This is a genomic window from Streptomyces mayteni (genome assembly GCF_054783955.1).
Genome location: NZ_BAAGPR010000050.1, coordinates 41,185 through 55,236, shown reverse-complemented (window position 1 = coordinate 55,236; position 14,052 = coordinate 41,185). Strand labels below are relative to the sequence as shown.

Annotated in this window: 17 protein-coding genes; 10 read left to right on the top strand and 7 right to left on the bottom strand. The window is 72.1% G+C overall.

What is annotated here, in order from left to right; genetic code table 11:
- From crcB to ACYVPE_RS21930, 6 genes are all read right to left on the bottom strand, one after another.
- Window positions 1-405, bottom strand: a 405-nt coding sequence (crcB, locus tag ACYVPE_RS21955) for a fluoride efflux transporter CrcB (RefSeq protein ID WP_461035372.1), incomplete at its 3' end; no start/stop codon positions are given.
- Window positions 402-710: a DUF190 domain-containing protein gene (locus ACYVPE_RS21950; protein ID WP_461035371.1), complete on the bottom strand. Its 309-nt coding sequence runs from the start codon at window positions 708-710 to the stop codon at window positions 402-404. The genes ACYVPE_RS21950 and crcB, both read right to left, overlap by 4 nt.
- Window positions 707-1,156 (bottom strand): fluoride efflux transporter FluC, encoded by a 450-nt coding sequence (locus ACYVPE_RS21945; RefSeq protein WP_461035370.1) that lies wholly within the window; start codon window positions 1,154-1,156, stop codon window positions 707-709. Before ACYVPE_RS21945 ends, ACYVPE_RS21950 begins: the two co-directional genes overlap by 4 nt.
- 61 nt (window positions 1,157-1,217) lie before the next feature.
- Window positions 1,218-2,414, bottom strand: coding sequence for a rod shape-determining protein MreB (gene mreB, locus ACYVPE_RS21940; protein WP_461035369.1), 1,197 nt, complete (start codon window positions 2,412-2,414; stop codon window positions 1,218-1,220).
- A 36-nt stretch (window positions 2,415-2,450) separates the two neighbouring features.
- Window positions 2,451-4,400 carry an ABC transporter ATP-binding protein gene (locus ACYVPE_RS21935; protein WP_461035368.1) on the bottom strand — a complete coding sequence of 650 codons (1,950 nt, stop codon included), beginning with the start codon at window positions 4,398-4,400 and terminating at the stop codon, window positions 2,451-2,453.
- A gap of 77 nt (window positions 4,401-4,477) precedes the next feature.
- Window positions 4,478-6,556, bottom strand: a complete 2,079-nt coding sequence (locus tag ACYVPE_RS21930) for a dynamin family protein (RefSeq protein ID WP_461035367.1) — start codon at window positions 6,554-6,556, stop codon at window positions 4,478-4,480.
- Between the two features lie 208 nt (window positions 6,557-6,764).
- Here ACYVPE_RS21930 and ACYVPE_RS21925 point away from each other — a divergent pair, with 208 nt between their 5' ends.
- The 4 genes from ACYVPE_RS21925 to ACYVPE_RS21910 all read left to right on the top strand — a co-directional run bounded on the left by ACYVPE_RS21925 (window position 6,765) and on the right by ACYVPE_RS21910 (window position 10,093).
- Window positions 6,765-7,289 (top strand): hypothetical protein, encoded by a 525-nt coding sequence (locus ACYVPE_RS21925; RefSeq protein ID WP_461035366.1) that lies wholly within the window; start codon window positions 6,765-6,767, stop codon window positions 7,287-7,289.
- Between the two features lie 92 nt (window positions 7,290-7,381).
- On the top strand, window positions 7,382-8,230 hold the full coding sequence (locus tag ACYVPE_RS21920) for a DUF4097 family beta strand repeat-containing protein (protein WP_461035365.1): 849 nt from the start codon (window positions 7,382-7,384) through the stop codon (window positions 8,228-8,230).
- Between the two features lie 76 nt (window positions 8,231-8,306).
- On the top strand, window positions 8,307-9,302 hold the full coding sequence (locus tag ACYVPE_RS21915; protein ID WP_461035377.1) for an ATP-binding cassette domain-containing protein: 996 nt from the start codon (window positions 8,307-8,309) through the stop codon (window positions 9,300-9,302).
- Complete coding sequence (locus ACYVPE_RS21910) at window positions 9,299-10,093, top strand: ABC transporter permease (protein WP_461035364.1); 795 nt, start codon at window positions 9,299-9,301, stop codon at window positions 10,091-10,093. The genes ACYVPE_RS21915 and ACYVPE_RS21910 overlap by 4 nt, the downstream gene beginning before the upstream one ends.
- Window positions 10,094-10,103: 10 nt before the next feature.
- Here the strand turns inward: ACYVPE_RS21910 and ACYVPE_RS21905 are convergent, their stop codons facing one another.
- On the bottom strand, window positions 10,104-10,322 hold the full coding sequence (locus ACYVPE_RS21905; protein WP_461035363.1) for a hypothetical protein: 219 nt from the start codon (window positions 10,320-10,322) through the stop codon (window positions 10,104-10,106).
- A gap of 136 nt (window positions 10,323-10,458) precedes the next feature.
- On the opposite strand from ACYVPE_RS21905, the gene ACYVPE_RS21900 reads away from it, so the two are divergent.
- The 6 genes from ACYVPE_RS21900 (at window position 10,459) to ACYVPE_RS21875 (ending at window position 13,969) form a co-directional block, all read left to right on the top strand.
- The gene (locus ACYVPE_RS21900) at window positions 10,459-11,310 is read left to right on the top strand and encodes a DUF5753 domain-containing protein (protein WP_461035362.1); all 852 of its coding nucleotides are present in this window, start codon (window positions 10,459-10,461) and stop codon (window positions 11,308-11,310) included.
- Window positions 11,289-11,510 carry a DUF397 domain-containing protein gene (locus ACYVPE_RS21895; protein WP_461035361.1) on the top strand — a complete coding sequence of 74 codons (222 nt, stop codon included), beginning with the start codon at window positions 11,289-11,291 and terminating at the stop codon, window positions 11,508-11,510. The genes ACYVPE_RS21900 and ACYVPE_RS21895 overlap by 22 nt, the downstream gene beginning before the upstream one ends.
- A gap of 104 nt (window positions 11,511-11,614) precedes the next feature.
- Window positions 11,615-12,361: an isopentenyl transferase family protein gene (locus ACYVPE_RS21890; protein ID WP_461035360.1), complete on the top strand. Its 747-nt coding sequence runs from the start codon at window positions 11,615-11,617 to the stop codon at window positions 12,359-12,361.
- A 31-nt stretch (window positions 12,362-12,392) separates the two neighbouring features.
- Window positions 12,393-12,890 (top strand): DUF2975 domain-containing protein, encoded by a 498-nt coding sequence (locus ACYVPE_RS21885; protein ID WP_461035359.1) that lies wholly within the window; start codon window positions 12,393-12,395, stop codon window positions 12,888-12,890.
- A complete protein-coding gene (locus ACYVPE_RS21880) occupies window positions 12,890-13,144 on the top strand; it encodes a helix-turn-helix domain-containing protein (RefSeq protein WP_461035358.1) in 255 nt (84 codons plus the stop codon). The genes ACYVPE_RS21885 and ACYVPE_RS21880 overlap by 1 nt, the downstream gene beginning before the upstream one ends.
- Before the next feature lie 129 nt (window positions 13,145-13,273).
- Window positions 13,274-13,969 (top strand): fascin domain-containing protein, encoded by a 696-nt coding sequence (locus ACYVPE_RS21875; protein WP_461035357.1) that lies wholly within the window; start codon window positions 13,274-13,276, stop codon window positions 13,967-13,969.
- The last annotated feature ends 83 nt before the right edge of the window (window positions 13,970-14,052 follow it).

Here is a 14,052-nt window from a genome sequence, read left to right as displayed (position 1 = left end):
GGGGGGGGGGGGGGGGGGGGGGGGGGGGGGGGGGAGGCGCCCCTCGCCCGCCACCACGTTCCCCACCCCCACCCCCGCGAACGTCGCGCCCAACCCCGCCGCCACATTCAGCAGCACGTTGGCCCCCGCCAACCCCCGCCCCCCACCCTCCACCAACCGCAGCGTCTCGTAAGAGAACGTCGAGTACGTCGTCAACGCCCCACACAACCCCGTGCCCAGCAGCAGCCGCAGCGACTCGGACGGCGCGACGCCCGTCAGCACACCCAGCACCAGACAGCCCGTCACGTTGACCGTCAGCGTCCCCCAGGGGAAGACCGAGTCGTGGCGCGACTGCACCGCCCGGTCCGTCAGGTAGCGCAGGGGGGCGCCGACCACGCCGCCCGCCAGGACCAGCAGCCAGTTCACAGGATCTCCACCGGCTCGACCGTGGCGACGCCGCGCCCGGCGAGGAGTTCGGTCAGTTCGGGCAGGAAGGCGCGGACGCGGTCCTCCGCGTCGACGACGAGGACGGCCACCGGCAGTTCCTCGCTCAGCGACAGCAGCCGCGTCGTGTGCACCACGGACGACGCGCCGAAGCCCTCGACGCCGTGGAAGACGCTCGCGCCGGCCAGGCCGGCGCGGTGCGCGCGGTGGACGACCTCGGTGGAGAGCGGACGCCCGTGCCAGGCGTCGTCCTCGCCGAGCAGCACGGTCAGCCGGAGGCCCGTCACGCCGGCCTCCGCCGCAGTCGGCGGGTCGCGGTCGCCGCGACGAGGACGGCGGTGAGCGAGCCGGCCAGCGTCAGCAGCAGGTAGCAGACGGCCGTCACCGGCCGACCGCCCGTCAGGTGGCGCTCGATGTCGACCGCGTAGGTGGAGAACGTGGTGAACCCGCCGAGCACGCCGGTGCCGAGGAACGGCCGCACCAGCCGGTGCGGCGCGACGCCCGGGCCCGTCTCCGTGACCAGCACCATCAGCACCCCGATCAGCGCGCAGCCGACCACGTTGACCAGCAGCGTGGCCCAGGGAAAGCCGTCGGCCGGCGTCGGCCACAGCAGGCCGGCGCCGTAGCGGGCCGCCGTGCCGATCGCGCCGCCGGCGGCGACGGCCGCCAGCACGGGCCCCTGCCCGCGCCACGGCGAGGGCGCGGGCGGCGGCGTGGTGCTGGCGTCGTTCATGTTCCGGCATCGTAGGCCGCCGCGATAGCCGACCACAGGCCGCCAATCGCAGGCCCGGTGGTCAGGCCAGGCTCGTCGGCTCCGGCATCGAGTCGACGAGCGCGTCGTCCGCCCCGCCGGCGCCACCGCCACCCGACGCGCTACCCGACGCGCTCCCGGCCGCCTTGCCCGATGCCTTGACCTGGCGGCGGAAGCGCCGCTTGAGGTCGCCGCGGCCGCCGCCGGTCTCGTGGCGGCGGAAGTTCGGCTCGGCGATCTCCCGCTGCCGGTACCGGCCCTCCAGCATCGCGCCCAGGCCCTGGACGGCGCACAGCCCGGGCTCCTCGGCCACGTTGACCGGCATCCCGGTCGACTGCCTGATCATCTCGTCGAGCCCCGGGAGCCCCGCCGCGCCGCCGGTGAGCATCACGCCCCGGTCGCCGAGGTCGGCGACCAGGTCGGGCGGGCAGCGGTGCAGCACCGCGCGGATGGTGTCGAGGAGCGCGGTCAGCGGCGGGGTGACGGCGGCCCGCAGCGACACCGGGTCGATCTTGACGGTGCGGGCCAGGCCGGTGGCCACGTCCCGGCCGGCGACCTCCGCCATGTGGTGCAGCGGGTCGGCCAGCGCCTCGTGCAGCGGCCGGACGGCCTGGCTGGGGAGCAGCAGCTCGTGCTCGTTGCGCAGGTACTGCATCAGCGCCCGGTCCACCGTCTCGCCGCCCATCGGCACCTTCTCGGCGGCCACGATCGAGCCGAGCGACAGCACGGCCACCTCGGTGGTGGCCGCGCCGCACTGCACGATCATCGTCGCCTCCGGCTCCTCGACCGGCAGTCCGCAGCCCACGGCCGCCGTCACCAGACTGTCCACCAGTTCGACCCGGCGCGCGCCGACGCCGATCAGGGTCTCGAGCGCCGCGCGCCGCGCCAGCGGGTCGGCGTCGTGCGGGATGCAGACGGCGGCGCGCAGCAGCGGCTTGCGCCGCCAGGCGCGGCGGAGCTTGTTGCCCACCATCGCGCGCAGCATCCGCTGGGCGACGTCGATGTCGACGACCGTGCCGTTGTTGATCGGGCGGATCACCCGGATGTTGGCCGGGGTGCGGCCGGACATCCGCTCGGCCGGGCTGCCGACGGCGATCAGGGCGCCGGTCTGGGTGTTGACGGCGACCACCGACGGCTCGTCGACGATCAGTCCGGACTGCTTGAGGTAGACGCGGGTGCGGGCGGCACCGAGGTCCACGGCCAGGGTGCAGCGGCGAAGATGATCAAGGCTGAGGGTCATAAGGTAATCTTGTGTGCACGGAGGGTGAAAAGCCCGTCATTGTGCGCCGACCGGAGTAGACGGCGCGTCAGACGCGGCGTCGGCCTCGACGCCCGCCTCGACCTCAGCCGTCGCACGCTCGGCGGCGGCGTCGGCGAACTGCGTCGCGTGCAGCTCGGCGTATCGCCCACCGGCCGCCAACAGCTCGTCGTGCGTGCCGCGTTGGACGATCCGGCCGGCCTCGACGACCAGGATCTGATCGGCCGCCCGAATGGTCGAGAGCCGGTGCGCGATGACCACCGAGGTGCGGCCGGCCAGCGCCTCGGCCAGGGCCTCCTGCACCGCCGCCTCCGAGGTGGCGTCCAGGTGCGCGGTCGCCTCGTCCAGGATCACCACCCGCGGCTTGGCCAGCAGCAGCCGGGCGATGGTGAGCCGCTGCCGCTCGCCGCCCGAGAGCCGGTAGCCGCGTTCGCCGACCACCGTGTCGAGCCCGTCGGGCAGCGCGGCGACGAGGTCGTCGAGCCGCGCCCGCCGCAGCGCGTCCCACAGCTCGGCCTCGTCGGCGCCGGGGGCGGCGAGCCGCAGGTTGGCGCCGATGGTCTCGTGGAAGAGGTGGCCGTCCTGGGTGACCATGCCCAACGTCGCCCGCAGCGAGTCGGCGGTCAGCTCGCGCACGTCGACCCCGCCCACCCGGACCGTGCCGGCGTCCGCGTCGTAGAGCCTGGGCAGCAGCTGCGCGATCGTCGACTTGCCGGCGCCGGACGAGCCGACCAGCGCCACCAGCTGCCCCGGTTCGGCGCGGAACGAGACGCCGTGCAGCACCTGCTCGCCGCCCCGTGAGTCCAGGGTGGCGACCTCCTCAAGGGAGGCGAGCGAGACCCGGTCGGCGGCCGGGTAGCCGAAGTCGACGTCGTCGAACTCCACCGCCACCGGCCCGTCAGGCACCCGGCGCGCGTCCGGCGCCTCCTCGATCAGCGGCTTCAGGTCGAGCACCTCGAACACCCGCTGGAAGCTGACCAGCGCCGTCATCACCTCGACCCGCGCGCTGGCCAGGGCCGTCAGCGGCGCGTAGAGCCGGGTGAGCAGCAGCGCGAGCGACACCACCGCGCCCGGGTCGAGCCTGCCGCGCAGCGCGTAGTAGCCGCCGAGGCCGTAGACCAGGGCGAGGGCCAGCGACGAGACGAGGGTGAGCGCGGTGACGAACGCCATCTGGAGCATCGCGGAGCGGATCCCGATGTCCCGCACCCGGCCGGCCCGCAGCGCGAACTCCCGCGACTCCTCGGCCGGCCGCCCGTACAGCTTGACGAGGGTGGCGCCGGGGGCCGAGAACCGCTCGGTCATCTGCGTCGCCATCACCGCGTCGTGGTCGGCGGCCTCCCGGGAGAGCCGGGCGAGACGGGCGCCCATCCGGCGGGCCGGCAGCACGAAGACGGGGAGCAGCAGCAGCGCGAGCAGCGTGATCTGCCAGGAGATGGAGACCATCACGCCGAGGGTGAGCAGCAGCATCACCAGGTTGCCCGCCACCCCGGAGAGGGTGTCGCTGAACGCCCGCTGCGCGCCGATCACGTCCGAGTTGAGCCGGCTCACCAGCGCCCCGGTCCTGGTCCTGGTGAAGAACGCGATCGGCATCCGCTGGATGTGGTCGAAGACGGTGGTCCGCAGGTCGAGGATCAGGCCCTCGCCGATCCGGGCGGAGAGCCAGCGGGTCAGCAGCCCGAAGGCGGCCTCGGCGACGGCGATCCCGGCGATCAGCAGGGCGAGCGTGACGACGGTGCCCCTGGCATGGCCCTCGGTGATGGCGTTGACCACCCGGCCGGCCAGCACCGGGGTGGCCACGGCCAGCACCGCGCCGCCGACGCTCAGCACCAGGAACCAGCCGAGTTCGCGCCGATGCGGGCGGGCGAAGGTGCCGATCCGTCGCAACACGGCTCGGGAGAAGGGGCGTTGGTCCTCGGTGGCGTGCCTGGCGTTGTAGAGCGCGTGCCAGGCGGTCATCTCCATGCTCATGGCGCCGAGCCTAGGACCTCAAGTTAACTTGAGGTCAACCCGCGCGTGGAATCACTCCGCGGCGTCACCCCGCGGCGTCACCCCGCGGCGCGCGGCGCGCCGAGCCCGCGCAGCGCCGCCACCACCGCCTCGCCCTCCTCGACGACCGACCCGAGCTGGTCGACGAGGGCTTGCTGGTCCTGGGTCTCCGGCCGGGACATCCGCTCCCGCACCCGCTCCATCCCGTCTTCCAGCTCGTCGCCGTAGCGGAGCAGGTTGTCGGTCAGGTTGTCCAGCATGTCCATTCCCTGGAGGCCGACCGCGAGCTCGAACGACTCCCGCACCTGCTGGGCCTCCGCGTCCAGCTCGTCGATCCACTCCTGCTGGGTGACCTCGAGCGAGGTGCGCCGCGACTTGCGGTGCTGGATCCCCATGTAGACCAGCGCGGAGAGCCCGAGCACGGCGGCGGCCGGCGGGAACACCAGGCCGGCGGTGGCGGCCCCGCCGATCCAGGAGCCGGTGGCCACCAGGGGCGCCGAGATGCCGAGGAAGGCGGCGGTGCGCTGGAGCACGTCCTGCGCCGTGGTCCGGTTCCTGCGGGGACGCGGCATCGTCAGGTCGTTGATGTCGAAGCGGTAGCCGGGCAGCGCGGCCGCCGGGTCCTCGGCGCCGAACTCGGCCCGCACCCGCTCGGTGACCACGTCCTTGAACTGCCGCAGCTGCCGCTCCCAGATCCGCGCCGGCCCCTCGGGCGCCTCGATCCAGTCGTGCAGCGCCTGCGTCTTGGCGACCTGGATCTGGTTGGCCCTGGTCGGCCGGCGCACGTCGGCGGCCAGGATCTCGGCGTCGAGCGTGGCGTGCAGGTGCCCGGCGAGCCGGCTGAACGGCCGGGCGGCGCGCCTGACGTGCTCCTTGAGCCGCTGCTCCAACTCCTCGCGCAGCCGAGGGGCGACGGTCTCGACCTTCCGCCGGCGTCCGGCCAGCGCGTCGAGCCGGCCCTGGAGCTCGTCGATCGGCATCCGCTCGGTGCGCAGCCGCTCGCCGAGCAGCGAGACCCTGGGGCCGAGCAGCCCGCGTGCCTCGTCCGCCACCTTGCCCAGGTGGTAGCGGCCAGAGCCGCGCTCGATCAGCGTCTCCAGGGTGCCGCGCAGCGCGTCCATTCGGCTCTCGGCGGCCTGCCGCCTGGCCAGCGCCGTCTGCTCCTGGGCCTCGAACAGGGCGGCGCGCGCCTCGGCGGCCGGCGCCACGGGCACGAAGCCCTCACCGATGAACTCCGCGTCGGGCCGGCCGTCGACGGTGAAGTGCTCCCGCAGATAGGCGTTGTTGCGGTTGATGGTGGCCTGCCAGGCCGGCACGTTGCGGTGGTCGAGCTGGGTGGCCAGGTCGATGGCGGTGAGGACCCAGAGCACCGGCTTCCGGTAGACCCGGAAGTGGGCGTAGAGGGCGCGGATCAGGTCGAGTTCGTTCTCCGAGAGGGTGCGGGAGGCGTGCGAGACGTAGATGAAGCAGTCGGCCTGGCCCATGGCCTGCTTGACGATGGCGTCGTGGAGGGCGTTGGGCGAGCCGAAGCCCGGCAGGTCGTAGAGCTTGGCCGGCACCCGGAACGAGGAGATCAGGATCTCGATCTCGGCCACCTCGCGGTACCAGTGCGGCTGCAGCCGGTTGGTGACCTCCGCGTCCTGCATGGCGTAGGCCGCGACGACGGGCGGCGCTGGCGAGTTGCCCACGTCCTCCCACTCGCCCTCGGCCGAGTCCGCGAACTGGACGCGGAGGAAGCCGGAACCGCTGGTGTCGGGCCCCTCGGCGCCGGTGGCCACCGGCGCCACGGTGGCCGGGCAGGCCGTGGTCGGCACAGGCGAGGAGGGCAGCAGCCCGACGAACTTCTCCGCCGGCAGCCCGTCGGGGCCGGTGCCCTGGTGCAGCTTGAGGCCGCCCTGGAGGCCGCTGAGCAGGAAGCTCTTGCCCGAGGAGAACGCGCCGAGCAGCGCCACGTTGATCAGCGAGGACGCCGCGCGGGTGCGCAGCTGCCGCATGGCGCCCGCGTCCCGCCCCGCCTCGGCGCGCCACTCCTCGGTGGTCGTCGGCGCGGCGGACACCGCCTCCAGCCACGCGGTGCCGCGTTCCAACGCCTCGTGCAGCTCAACCCGCAGTTCTTCCAGCCCCGTTGTGGTCGTCACAGCCGAGTTATAGCGCGGCGCGCCCGGGTGCGCGCCCTTTTGGGAAGAAAGGCGCCGCCTCCGGCGCGGGCTGTGGTGCCGGTGCTGGCGCCGCGTGGCACCTGATGGCGCCTCGCCGGCGCATCTCTGGCGCCACGATGTGCCGTCATGGCGCATTGGTGACGCCATCGTCTTGCGTATGGCGCCATAGTGGTGCCATGATGACGTCATGGACCTCACGCCGTATGTCGACTCCCTCCGCCGCGAACTCGCGGTGGCCGCCGAGGCCGGCGGCGACGAAGCCCGCGAGCTGGCCGACCGGCTCACCGCCCCCCTGGAGTCGGCGACCCGGCTGACCATGCTCAACGTGCTCTCCGCCGCGATGGACGAGATCACCCGCGAACTCGCCCCCGGCTCGGTCGACGTGCGGCTGCGTGGGCTCGACCCCGACTTCGTCGTGACGCCGCCGCCCGCCGAGGGCGGCGCCCCCACGGAGCCGGCCGCGCCCGTCGAACCGTTCAGGACCCCGGCCCAGGCCGCGGCCGACGGCGACGAGGGCGGCACCGCCCGCGTCAACCTGCGCCTGCCGGCCCACCTCAAGGCCCTCGTCGAGGAGGCCGCGACCCGCGAGGGCCTGTCGGTCAACGCCTGGCTGGTGCGCGCCGTGTCGGCCGCGGTCGACGGCGGCGTCCGGCCGCGGGCGCCGGAGAAGACCCGGGCCATGGGGCAGAGTTTCACGGGCTGGGTCCGCTAGCCCCCCTGCCCCTGCCCCTGCCGCAGCACCTCACCCACACACCGCGTCCCACCAGCGGGGACGTGCTGAAGACCCAAGAGGACGGGACTGCCATGCCTTCTTTCGACACTCCAGAACCGATCTCGGCCACGGTGCGCGTGGAGGCCGGTTCCATCCAGTTCATCGCGGGCGACCGGCTCGACACCGTTGTCGAGGTGCGGCCCCGCGACCCGAAGAAGGACCGGGACGTGCGGCGGGCCGACCAGACCGAGGTCGGCTTCGCGAACGGCGAGCTGGTCGTCAGGACGCCCAAGTCCAACCTGTTCGGCCTCGGCCGCACCGGCACCGTCGACGTGACGGTCGAACTGCCCGCGGGCTCGTACGTCGAGGTGACCGGCGCCTGGACCCAGGTGCTCGGCGAGGGGCGGCTCGGCGAGGTCCGCGTGAAGACCTCGTCGGGCGACGTCCGCCTCGACACGACGGGGCCGCTGCAACTGATCGCCTCGCACGGCTCGATCACCGTGGACCGGGTCGAGGGCAGGGCCGAGATCACCACCAGCGTCGGCAGCCTGCGCGTCGGGTTCGTCGACGGCCCGGCCGTTCTGAAGAACTCGCACGGCTCCACGACCGTCGACGCCGTGACCGGCGAGCTGCGGATGAGCGGCGCCCACGGCGACATCGAGATCCGGCGCGCCGAGGACTCGGTGAGCGCCACCACCGCCCACGGCGCCGTGCGGCTGGGCGAAGTGGCCCGTGGCTCCATCCAGTTGGAGACCTCCTACGGCGCCATCGCGGTCGGCGTCCGGGAGGGCACGGCCGCCTGGCTCGACGTCAGCTCGGGCGCCGGCCAGGTGCGCAACGCGCTCGCCTCCGCCGAGGCCCCCGAGGGGGCCGCGGAGACCGTCGAGATCCGGGCCCGTACCCGCTTCGGCAACATCGACATCCTGCGCGCCAAGAGCTGAGCTCGGCGGCCTCGACTCGCCCACCTTCCCCGTCACTTCAGCCCTCGAAAGGGAGGACTCCATGCCTTCATCTGTCATGCCCACGTCCAGTCGAGAGGGCCGACGGTCGCCCGCCGCGATATCCGTCCAGGGCCTCCGCAAGTCCTATGGCGACAAGACCGTCCTCGACGGCATCGACCTGCACATCCCCGAGGGCACCGTCTTCGCCCTGCTCGGCCCCAACGGCGCGGGCAAGACCACCACCGTGGAGATCCTCGCCACCCTCGTCCGCGCCGACGAGGGCCGGGCCAGCGTCGGCGGCCACGACCTGACCGCCGACCCGGCGGGGGTGCGCTCCGCGATCGGCGTCACCGGCCAGTTCGCCGCCGTCGACGAGCTGCTCACCGTTCAGGAGAACCTGATCCTGATGGCCGACCTGCACCACCTCGGCCGCGAGGAGGGGCGCCGCCGCGCCGCGGAACTCCTGGACCGCTTCGAGCTGACCGAGGCCGCCGCCAAGGCCGGCGCCGAGCTCTCCGGCGGCATGCGCCGCAAGGCCGACCTCGCCATGACGCTGATCGGCGACCCGCGCGTCATCTTCCTCGACGAGCCCACCACCGGCCTCGACCCGCGCAGCCGCCGCACCATGTGGGAGATCATCCGCGGCCTCGTCGCCGACCAGGGCGTCACCATCTTCCTCACCACCCAGTACCTGGACGAGGCCGACGAACTCGCCGACCGCATCGCCCTGTTGGACGGCGGCAAGCTCGTCGCCGAGGGCACCGCGGAGGAGCTGAAGCGGCGGATGCCCGGCGGCCACATCCGGCTCCGCTTCCCCGACCCGCGGCAACTCGCCGCCGCCATCCGGGTGTTCGAGGTGGCCGAGGCCGACGAGGAGTCGCTGACTCTGCGCGTCCCGAGCGACGGCTCGCTCCCGATGGTCCGCTCCGTGATCGACCTCCTCGACTCCGCCTCGGTCGAGGCGGCCGAACTCACCGTCCACACCCCCGACCTGGACGACGTCTTCCTCGCCCTCACCGGCTCGTCCCGCCGCCAGGCCGAGCCCGCCACCCGACTGGAGAACGCCCGATGAGCGCCCTCGCCCTCACCGTGACCGACTCGGCCACCATGCTCCGCCGCAACCTCAGGCGCGCGGTCCGCTACCCGGCCATGACGTTCTCGGTCCTGCTCATGCCGATCATGATGCTGCTGCTCTTCAACTACGCCTTCGGCAACACCCTCGGCACCGGCATCACGACGATGGGCGGCGTCGGCGACGTCGAGTACATCGACTACGTCGCCCCCGGCATCATCCTGATGACCGCCACCTCGGGCGCCGTCGCCACGGCCGTCAGCGTCTGCGTCGACATGACCCAGGGCATCGTCAAGCGCTTCCGCACCATGTCGGTCTCCCGCGCCGCGATCCTGGCCGGGCACGTCGTCGGCAGCGTCCTCCAGACCATGATCGGCCTGGTGCTGGTCGTCGGCGTCGCCCTGGCCATCGGCTTCCGGCCGAACGCCGACGCGCTGGAGTGGCTCGCCGCGTTCGGCCTGCTCGGCCTCGTCACCCTGGCCCTCACCTGGCTGGCCGCGGCGATGGGCCTGGTGGCCAAGACGCCCGAGTCGGCGAGCAACACCCCGCTGCCGCTGACGTTCATGCCGTTCCTCGGCAGCGCGATCGTCCCCGCCGACTCGATGCCGGACTCGATGCGGTGGTTCACCGAGTACCAGCCGTTCACGCCGATGATCGAGACGCTGCGCGGCCTGATGCTGGGCACCGAGATCGGCAACAGCGGCCTGATCTCCGTCGCCTGGTGCCTGGCCCTCACCGTCGCCGGCTACGTCTGGGCGCGCGTCGCCTTCGCCCGCGCCACCCGGCAGTGACGGCGGCAGGTCACAACCTCTCCCCCCGACTCCGCGCGTTGGCCTCCGCGACCGGCTCGGCGAGCACCTCGCTCACCCGAGCCGGTCGCACGTGCTCCGCCGCCGCCTCCCACTCCAACCCACCGCCCGGCGGCCGCAGATAGACGCGGCCGGCCTCGTGGTCCATGACCACCCCGTAGCGGCCGACCCGCTCGTCGTAGGCGGCGGCGCCGATCTCCAACTCCCGCATCCCTGCCTCCAGGCACTGTTGACGGCGAAACATCCGATCGTTCACCGTGGGTGCATCAATGGTTGCGCTCGGCACACCGGGCCCAACAGGCTCATCCTGTTCCATACCCGGACAAGGAATGCGGAAGGCTTCACGGATGGTCACTCCCCCTCGCAAGCTGGACCCCACACGCTCGGCCCGCCACCTCTTCGGCGCGGAGCAGCGGCGACAGCGCGAACTCAACGGCGACATGTCCCTGGACTCGCTGGCGGACGTGGTGAACTACAGCAAGACCCAGCTGCACGGCGTGGAGACGGCCGAACGGATCCCCTTCCCACCCCTCCCCGCCAAACTCGACGCAGCGTTCGGCACGGACCGCCTCTTCGACGGCCTCTGGCGCGTCATCGAACGCGAGCAGTACCCCGACCGCTACCGCCGCTTCATGGAACTCGCCGCCCAGGCGACGGACATCTGCGAGTACGCGGGCCACATGGTGCCGGGCCTGCTCCAAACCGAGGCTTACGCACGGGCGTTGCTACGCGTGGGGCACCCGGAAGAGGGGGCTACCGCGATCGAGGAGCGCGTCTCGACCCGCATGAGCCGACAGGACCGACTGAGCACGGACGCGGCGCCCTACCTGTGGGCGATCCTCGACGAGGCGGTTCTGCGCCGTCCGATCGGAAGCGGCGCCGTGATGTACGAGCAACTGGCGAAACTGCTGCCGCTCACGGAGAGCACGCGCTGCAACATCCAGATCCTTCCCTTCGGCCACGGGGAACACGCGCTGCTCGCCGGTCCACTGACCCTGCTGACTCTGCCGAATCGCTCAACTGTCGCCTACTTCGAGGGAGTTGCCGACAGCCAGCTTGTGGAGGTGCCGGAAACGGTCGTGAAGTATCGGCGGTCTTACGATCTACTCAGGGCGTACGCCCTGTCGCCGCGAGACTCCGCGGCGCGGATCAAGACCGCGATGGAGGACTTCAACCCGTGCGAGCCACCCCAGAACTGAGCGCGGCCGAGTGGCGCAAGTCCAGCTACAGCAACCCTGACGGCGGTAACTGCCTGGAGATCGCGGACGGCTTCGCCGCCATCGTCCCCGTGCGGGACAGCAAGGCGGCCCCTGCGGGGCCGTCGCTGCTGTTCCCCACGCCCGCGTGGAACGCGTTCGTCAGGAGTCGCCGCTGTGTGACGAGGGCCAATCTTTACTGACTTGCCTCGCCGTTGGCACAGTAAATGCCTCAGCGGGTGAATCGCCGTCGAAAACCCGGCCTATCGTGAGAGGTGGTCAGGCAAAACGGCCGAAGGGGGAAATCGTGTCCGACGCCGACGCGGAACACACACAGGTCATCCATATCATCGCGGGTCCCACGGGCATCGGGAAGAGCGCCGCCGCCACCGAGTTGGCGCGGGCGACCGGGGCGCCGATCGTGGTGGCGGATCGGATCCAGTGCTTCCCCGAGTTGGCCACCACGAGTGCCAGGGCCGGTGGCGAGGCCGCCGACGTGGAGCGGATCTGGCTGGACGAACGCGCCGTGGCGGACGGGGACTTCGCCGTCGCCGACGCCCTGGAGTCGTTGATCGGCACGCTGCGTGGGCTCCGTGAGCGCCACCCCTTCGTGATCGTCGAGGGCGGCTCCATCTCGCTGCTCTGGGACTTCGCCGAACTGCTGCCGGAGCTCGGATTCCGGGCCACGGTGCGGCTGATGCACATAGCCGACCGCGGGGAATACGTGGCGGGGCTGACCCGGCGGGCGCGCGGGATGCTCGTTCCCGAGGGGGCGGCCACGAGCGCGATCGAGGAACTCGCGATCGCCTGGAAAAGCGTCGAGCAGCGGTCGTTCGTCGCGTCCATCAACGGATTCAAGGCGATCCTGGAATGGTGCGCCACGCACTCCTTCGCCGTGGAGTCGCTGGCCTCGGCGGCGCTGACGGAGGAGCAGTTGGGGGAGTTGTCCCGCATGGTGGCGCTTCGGCACGCCGAGCACGGGGTGCTCCAGGACCGCATCTTCTCCATGGTCTTCGACGGGTGGTGCGGGGAGCCCGCCGCCGACATCGATTGACTCTCGATAGAGATCTATCGAAAATCGATCCATGCACAGGTACTTCATCGTCCTGCTCCGCGCCGGCATCGCGCTGGCCGTCCTGGCCGGGCTCTTCGGCCAGCTCGTGGTCATCCCGGCGACGGCGGCCGACGAGGTCGACCGCTTCCCGCCCTACGCCCCGTTCCAGGTGCCGTACGTGGTGGTGGCGATCGTCGGGGTCGTCTGCGTGCAGGTCGCGCTCGCGGCCGTGTGGATGCTGCTCGCCATGGTCGAACGCGACGCGATCTTCACGGCCGGGGCCTTCCGGTGGGTCGACGTCATCATCGGCGCCGCGGCCGTGGCGACGCTGCTGGCGGTCGGGGTGGCCGGGCATCTGTCGCTGGCCGAGATCCCGGAGCCCGACGGCAGCATGGAGGTCCTCGGCGCGCTGGCCGGCGCGACCGCCTGCGTCGGCCTTGGGGCGGCGTTCATCATGCTCGTCGTCGTCCTGCGGACCCTGTTGCGCAAGGCGACGGACCTCCAGGCCGAGATGGCCGAGGTCGTCTGATGGCGATCGTCGTCGACCTCGACGTCCAACTCGCCAGACGCCGGATGTCCGTCGGCGAGTTCGCCGAGGCGGTCGGCATCACGCCGGCCAACGTCGCCGTCCTCAAGAACGGCCGCGCGAAGGCGGTGCGGTTCACGACGCTCGACGCGATCTGCCGCACGCTGGGCTGCCAGCCGGGCGACGTGCTCCGCTGGGTGCCGGACGACGACCCGGCGAACGACGAAGGGCCGGTCTCCGCTCGCGTCGACACATGAACGACACGCCGATGTCGCAAATCATGTGACGGATGATCACCTCATGTACCAGAATTGCGCCAGGAGTTCGACTTGGTGCTCACGGGTGGGGGGATTGGTGACCGGCCCGTGACTGGCAGAAGGATGAACGTGAGACGCCAGATCGCAGTCATAGCAAGTGTGTGCGGCCTGCTGGCCGCCTCGGCGCTCGGCGCGTCGACCACGGCCACCGCGGCCTCGCCGGCCGCGGCCCCGGCCGCGGCGAGCGCCGTCGTGCCGGAGGGGTGGGAGAGGATCGGCAGCGAGGCCGAGCTGGCCGAGGTGCTGGCCGGGTCCACGCTGGAAGCGCCGGCGGGGCAGGCGGAGTCCGGGTTCGCCGCCCAGGACGTGTACGTCGAGGAGCGCCTGGCCATCGAGTCGGTGCGCAACTGGAACTTCGTCACCACGGAGATCAACTACGCGGCCCCGAACACCGGCGTCACGCGCGCCCGTTCCGGGGGCGTCTTCGGAGCCTGGGAGGAGTTCGACTTCGTCTGGGACGACACCAACGGCACCTTCGCGATGCGGTCGCGGGCCAACAACCTCTATGTCGCGGTCGAGAAGAACTTCACGGGCGAGCGGCAGAACATGCTGCGCGCCCGCTCGGCGAGCGTCGGCGGCTGGGAGCGGTTCGAGCTGTACCAGGACGAGGAGACCCTCGAGTTCGCGATCCTGTCGATGCTGAACGGGCAGTGGGTCGCCATGGAGAACAACTACACCGGCGCCCTCCAGTACACGCTGCGCGCCCGCTCCGCCGAGCCGGCCGGGTCGTGGGAGGCGTTCAACATCTACCAGGTCATCGACTGACCCACCCGGGTCACCCGCGTTCGTGACACCCGGCCCCATCGGCGACTCGCCGGTGGGGCCGGCGCGCTGACCGGGGTCGTCGG

Bases quoted from the DNA above. Each gene is read 5' to 3' on its own strand.
- ACYVPE_RS21945 (WP_461035370.1), bottom strand. From the start codon at position 1,156: ATGAACGACGCCAGCACCACGCCGCCGCCCGCGCCCTCGCCGTGGCGC.
- mreB (WP_461035369.1), bottom strand. From the start codon at position 2,414: ATGACCCTCAGCCTTGATCATCTTCGCCGCTGCACCCTGGCCGTGGAC.
- ACYVPE_RS21935 (WP_461035368.1), bottom strand. From the start codon at position 4,400: ATGAGCATGGAGATGACCGCCTGGCACGCGCTCTACAACGCCAGGCAC.
- ACYVPE_RS21925 (WP_461035366.1), top strand. From the start codon at position 6,765: ATGGACCTCACGCCGTATGTCGACTCCCTCCGCCGCGAACTCGCGGTG.
- ACYVPE_RS21920 (WP_461035365.1), top strand. From the start codon at position 7,382: ATGCCTTCTTTCGACACTCCAGAACCGATCTCGGCCACGGTGCGCGTG.
- ACYVPE_RS21915 (WP_461035377.1), top strand. From the start codon at position 8,307: ATGCCCACGTCCAGTCGAGAGGGCCGACGGTCGCCCGCCGCGATATCC.
- ACYVPE_RS21910 (WP_461035364.1), top strand. From the start codon at position 9,299: ATGAGCGCCCTCGCCCTCACCGTGACCGACTCGGCCACCATGCTCCGC.
- ACYVPE_RS21905 (WP_461035363.1), bottom strand. From the start codon at position 10,322: ATGCGGGAGTTGGAGATCGGCGCCGCCGCCTACGACGAGCGGGTCGGC.
- ACYVPE_RS21900 (WP_461035362.1), top strand. From the start codon at position 10,459: ATGGTCACTCCCCCTCGCAAGCTGGACCCCACACGCTCGGCCCGCCAC.
- ACYVPE_RS21885 (WP_461035359.1), top strand. From the start codon at position 12,393: ATGCACAGGTACTTCATCGTCCTGCTCCGCGCCGGCATCGCGCTGGCC.
- ACYVPE_RS21880 (WP_461035358.1), top strand. From the start codon at position 12,890: ATGGCGATCGTCGTCGACCTCGACGTCCAACTCGCCAGACGCCGGATG.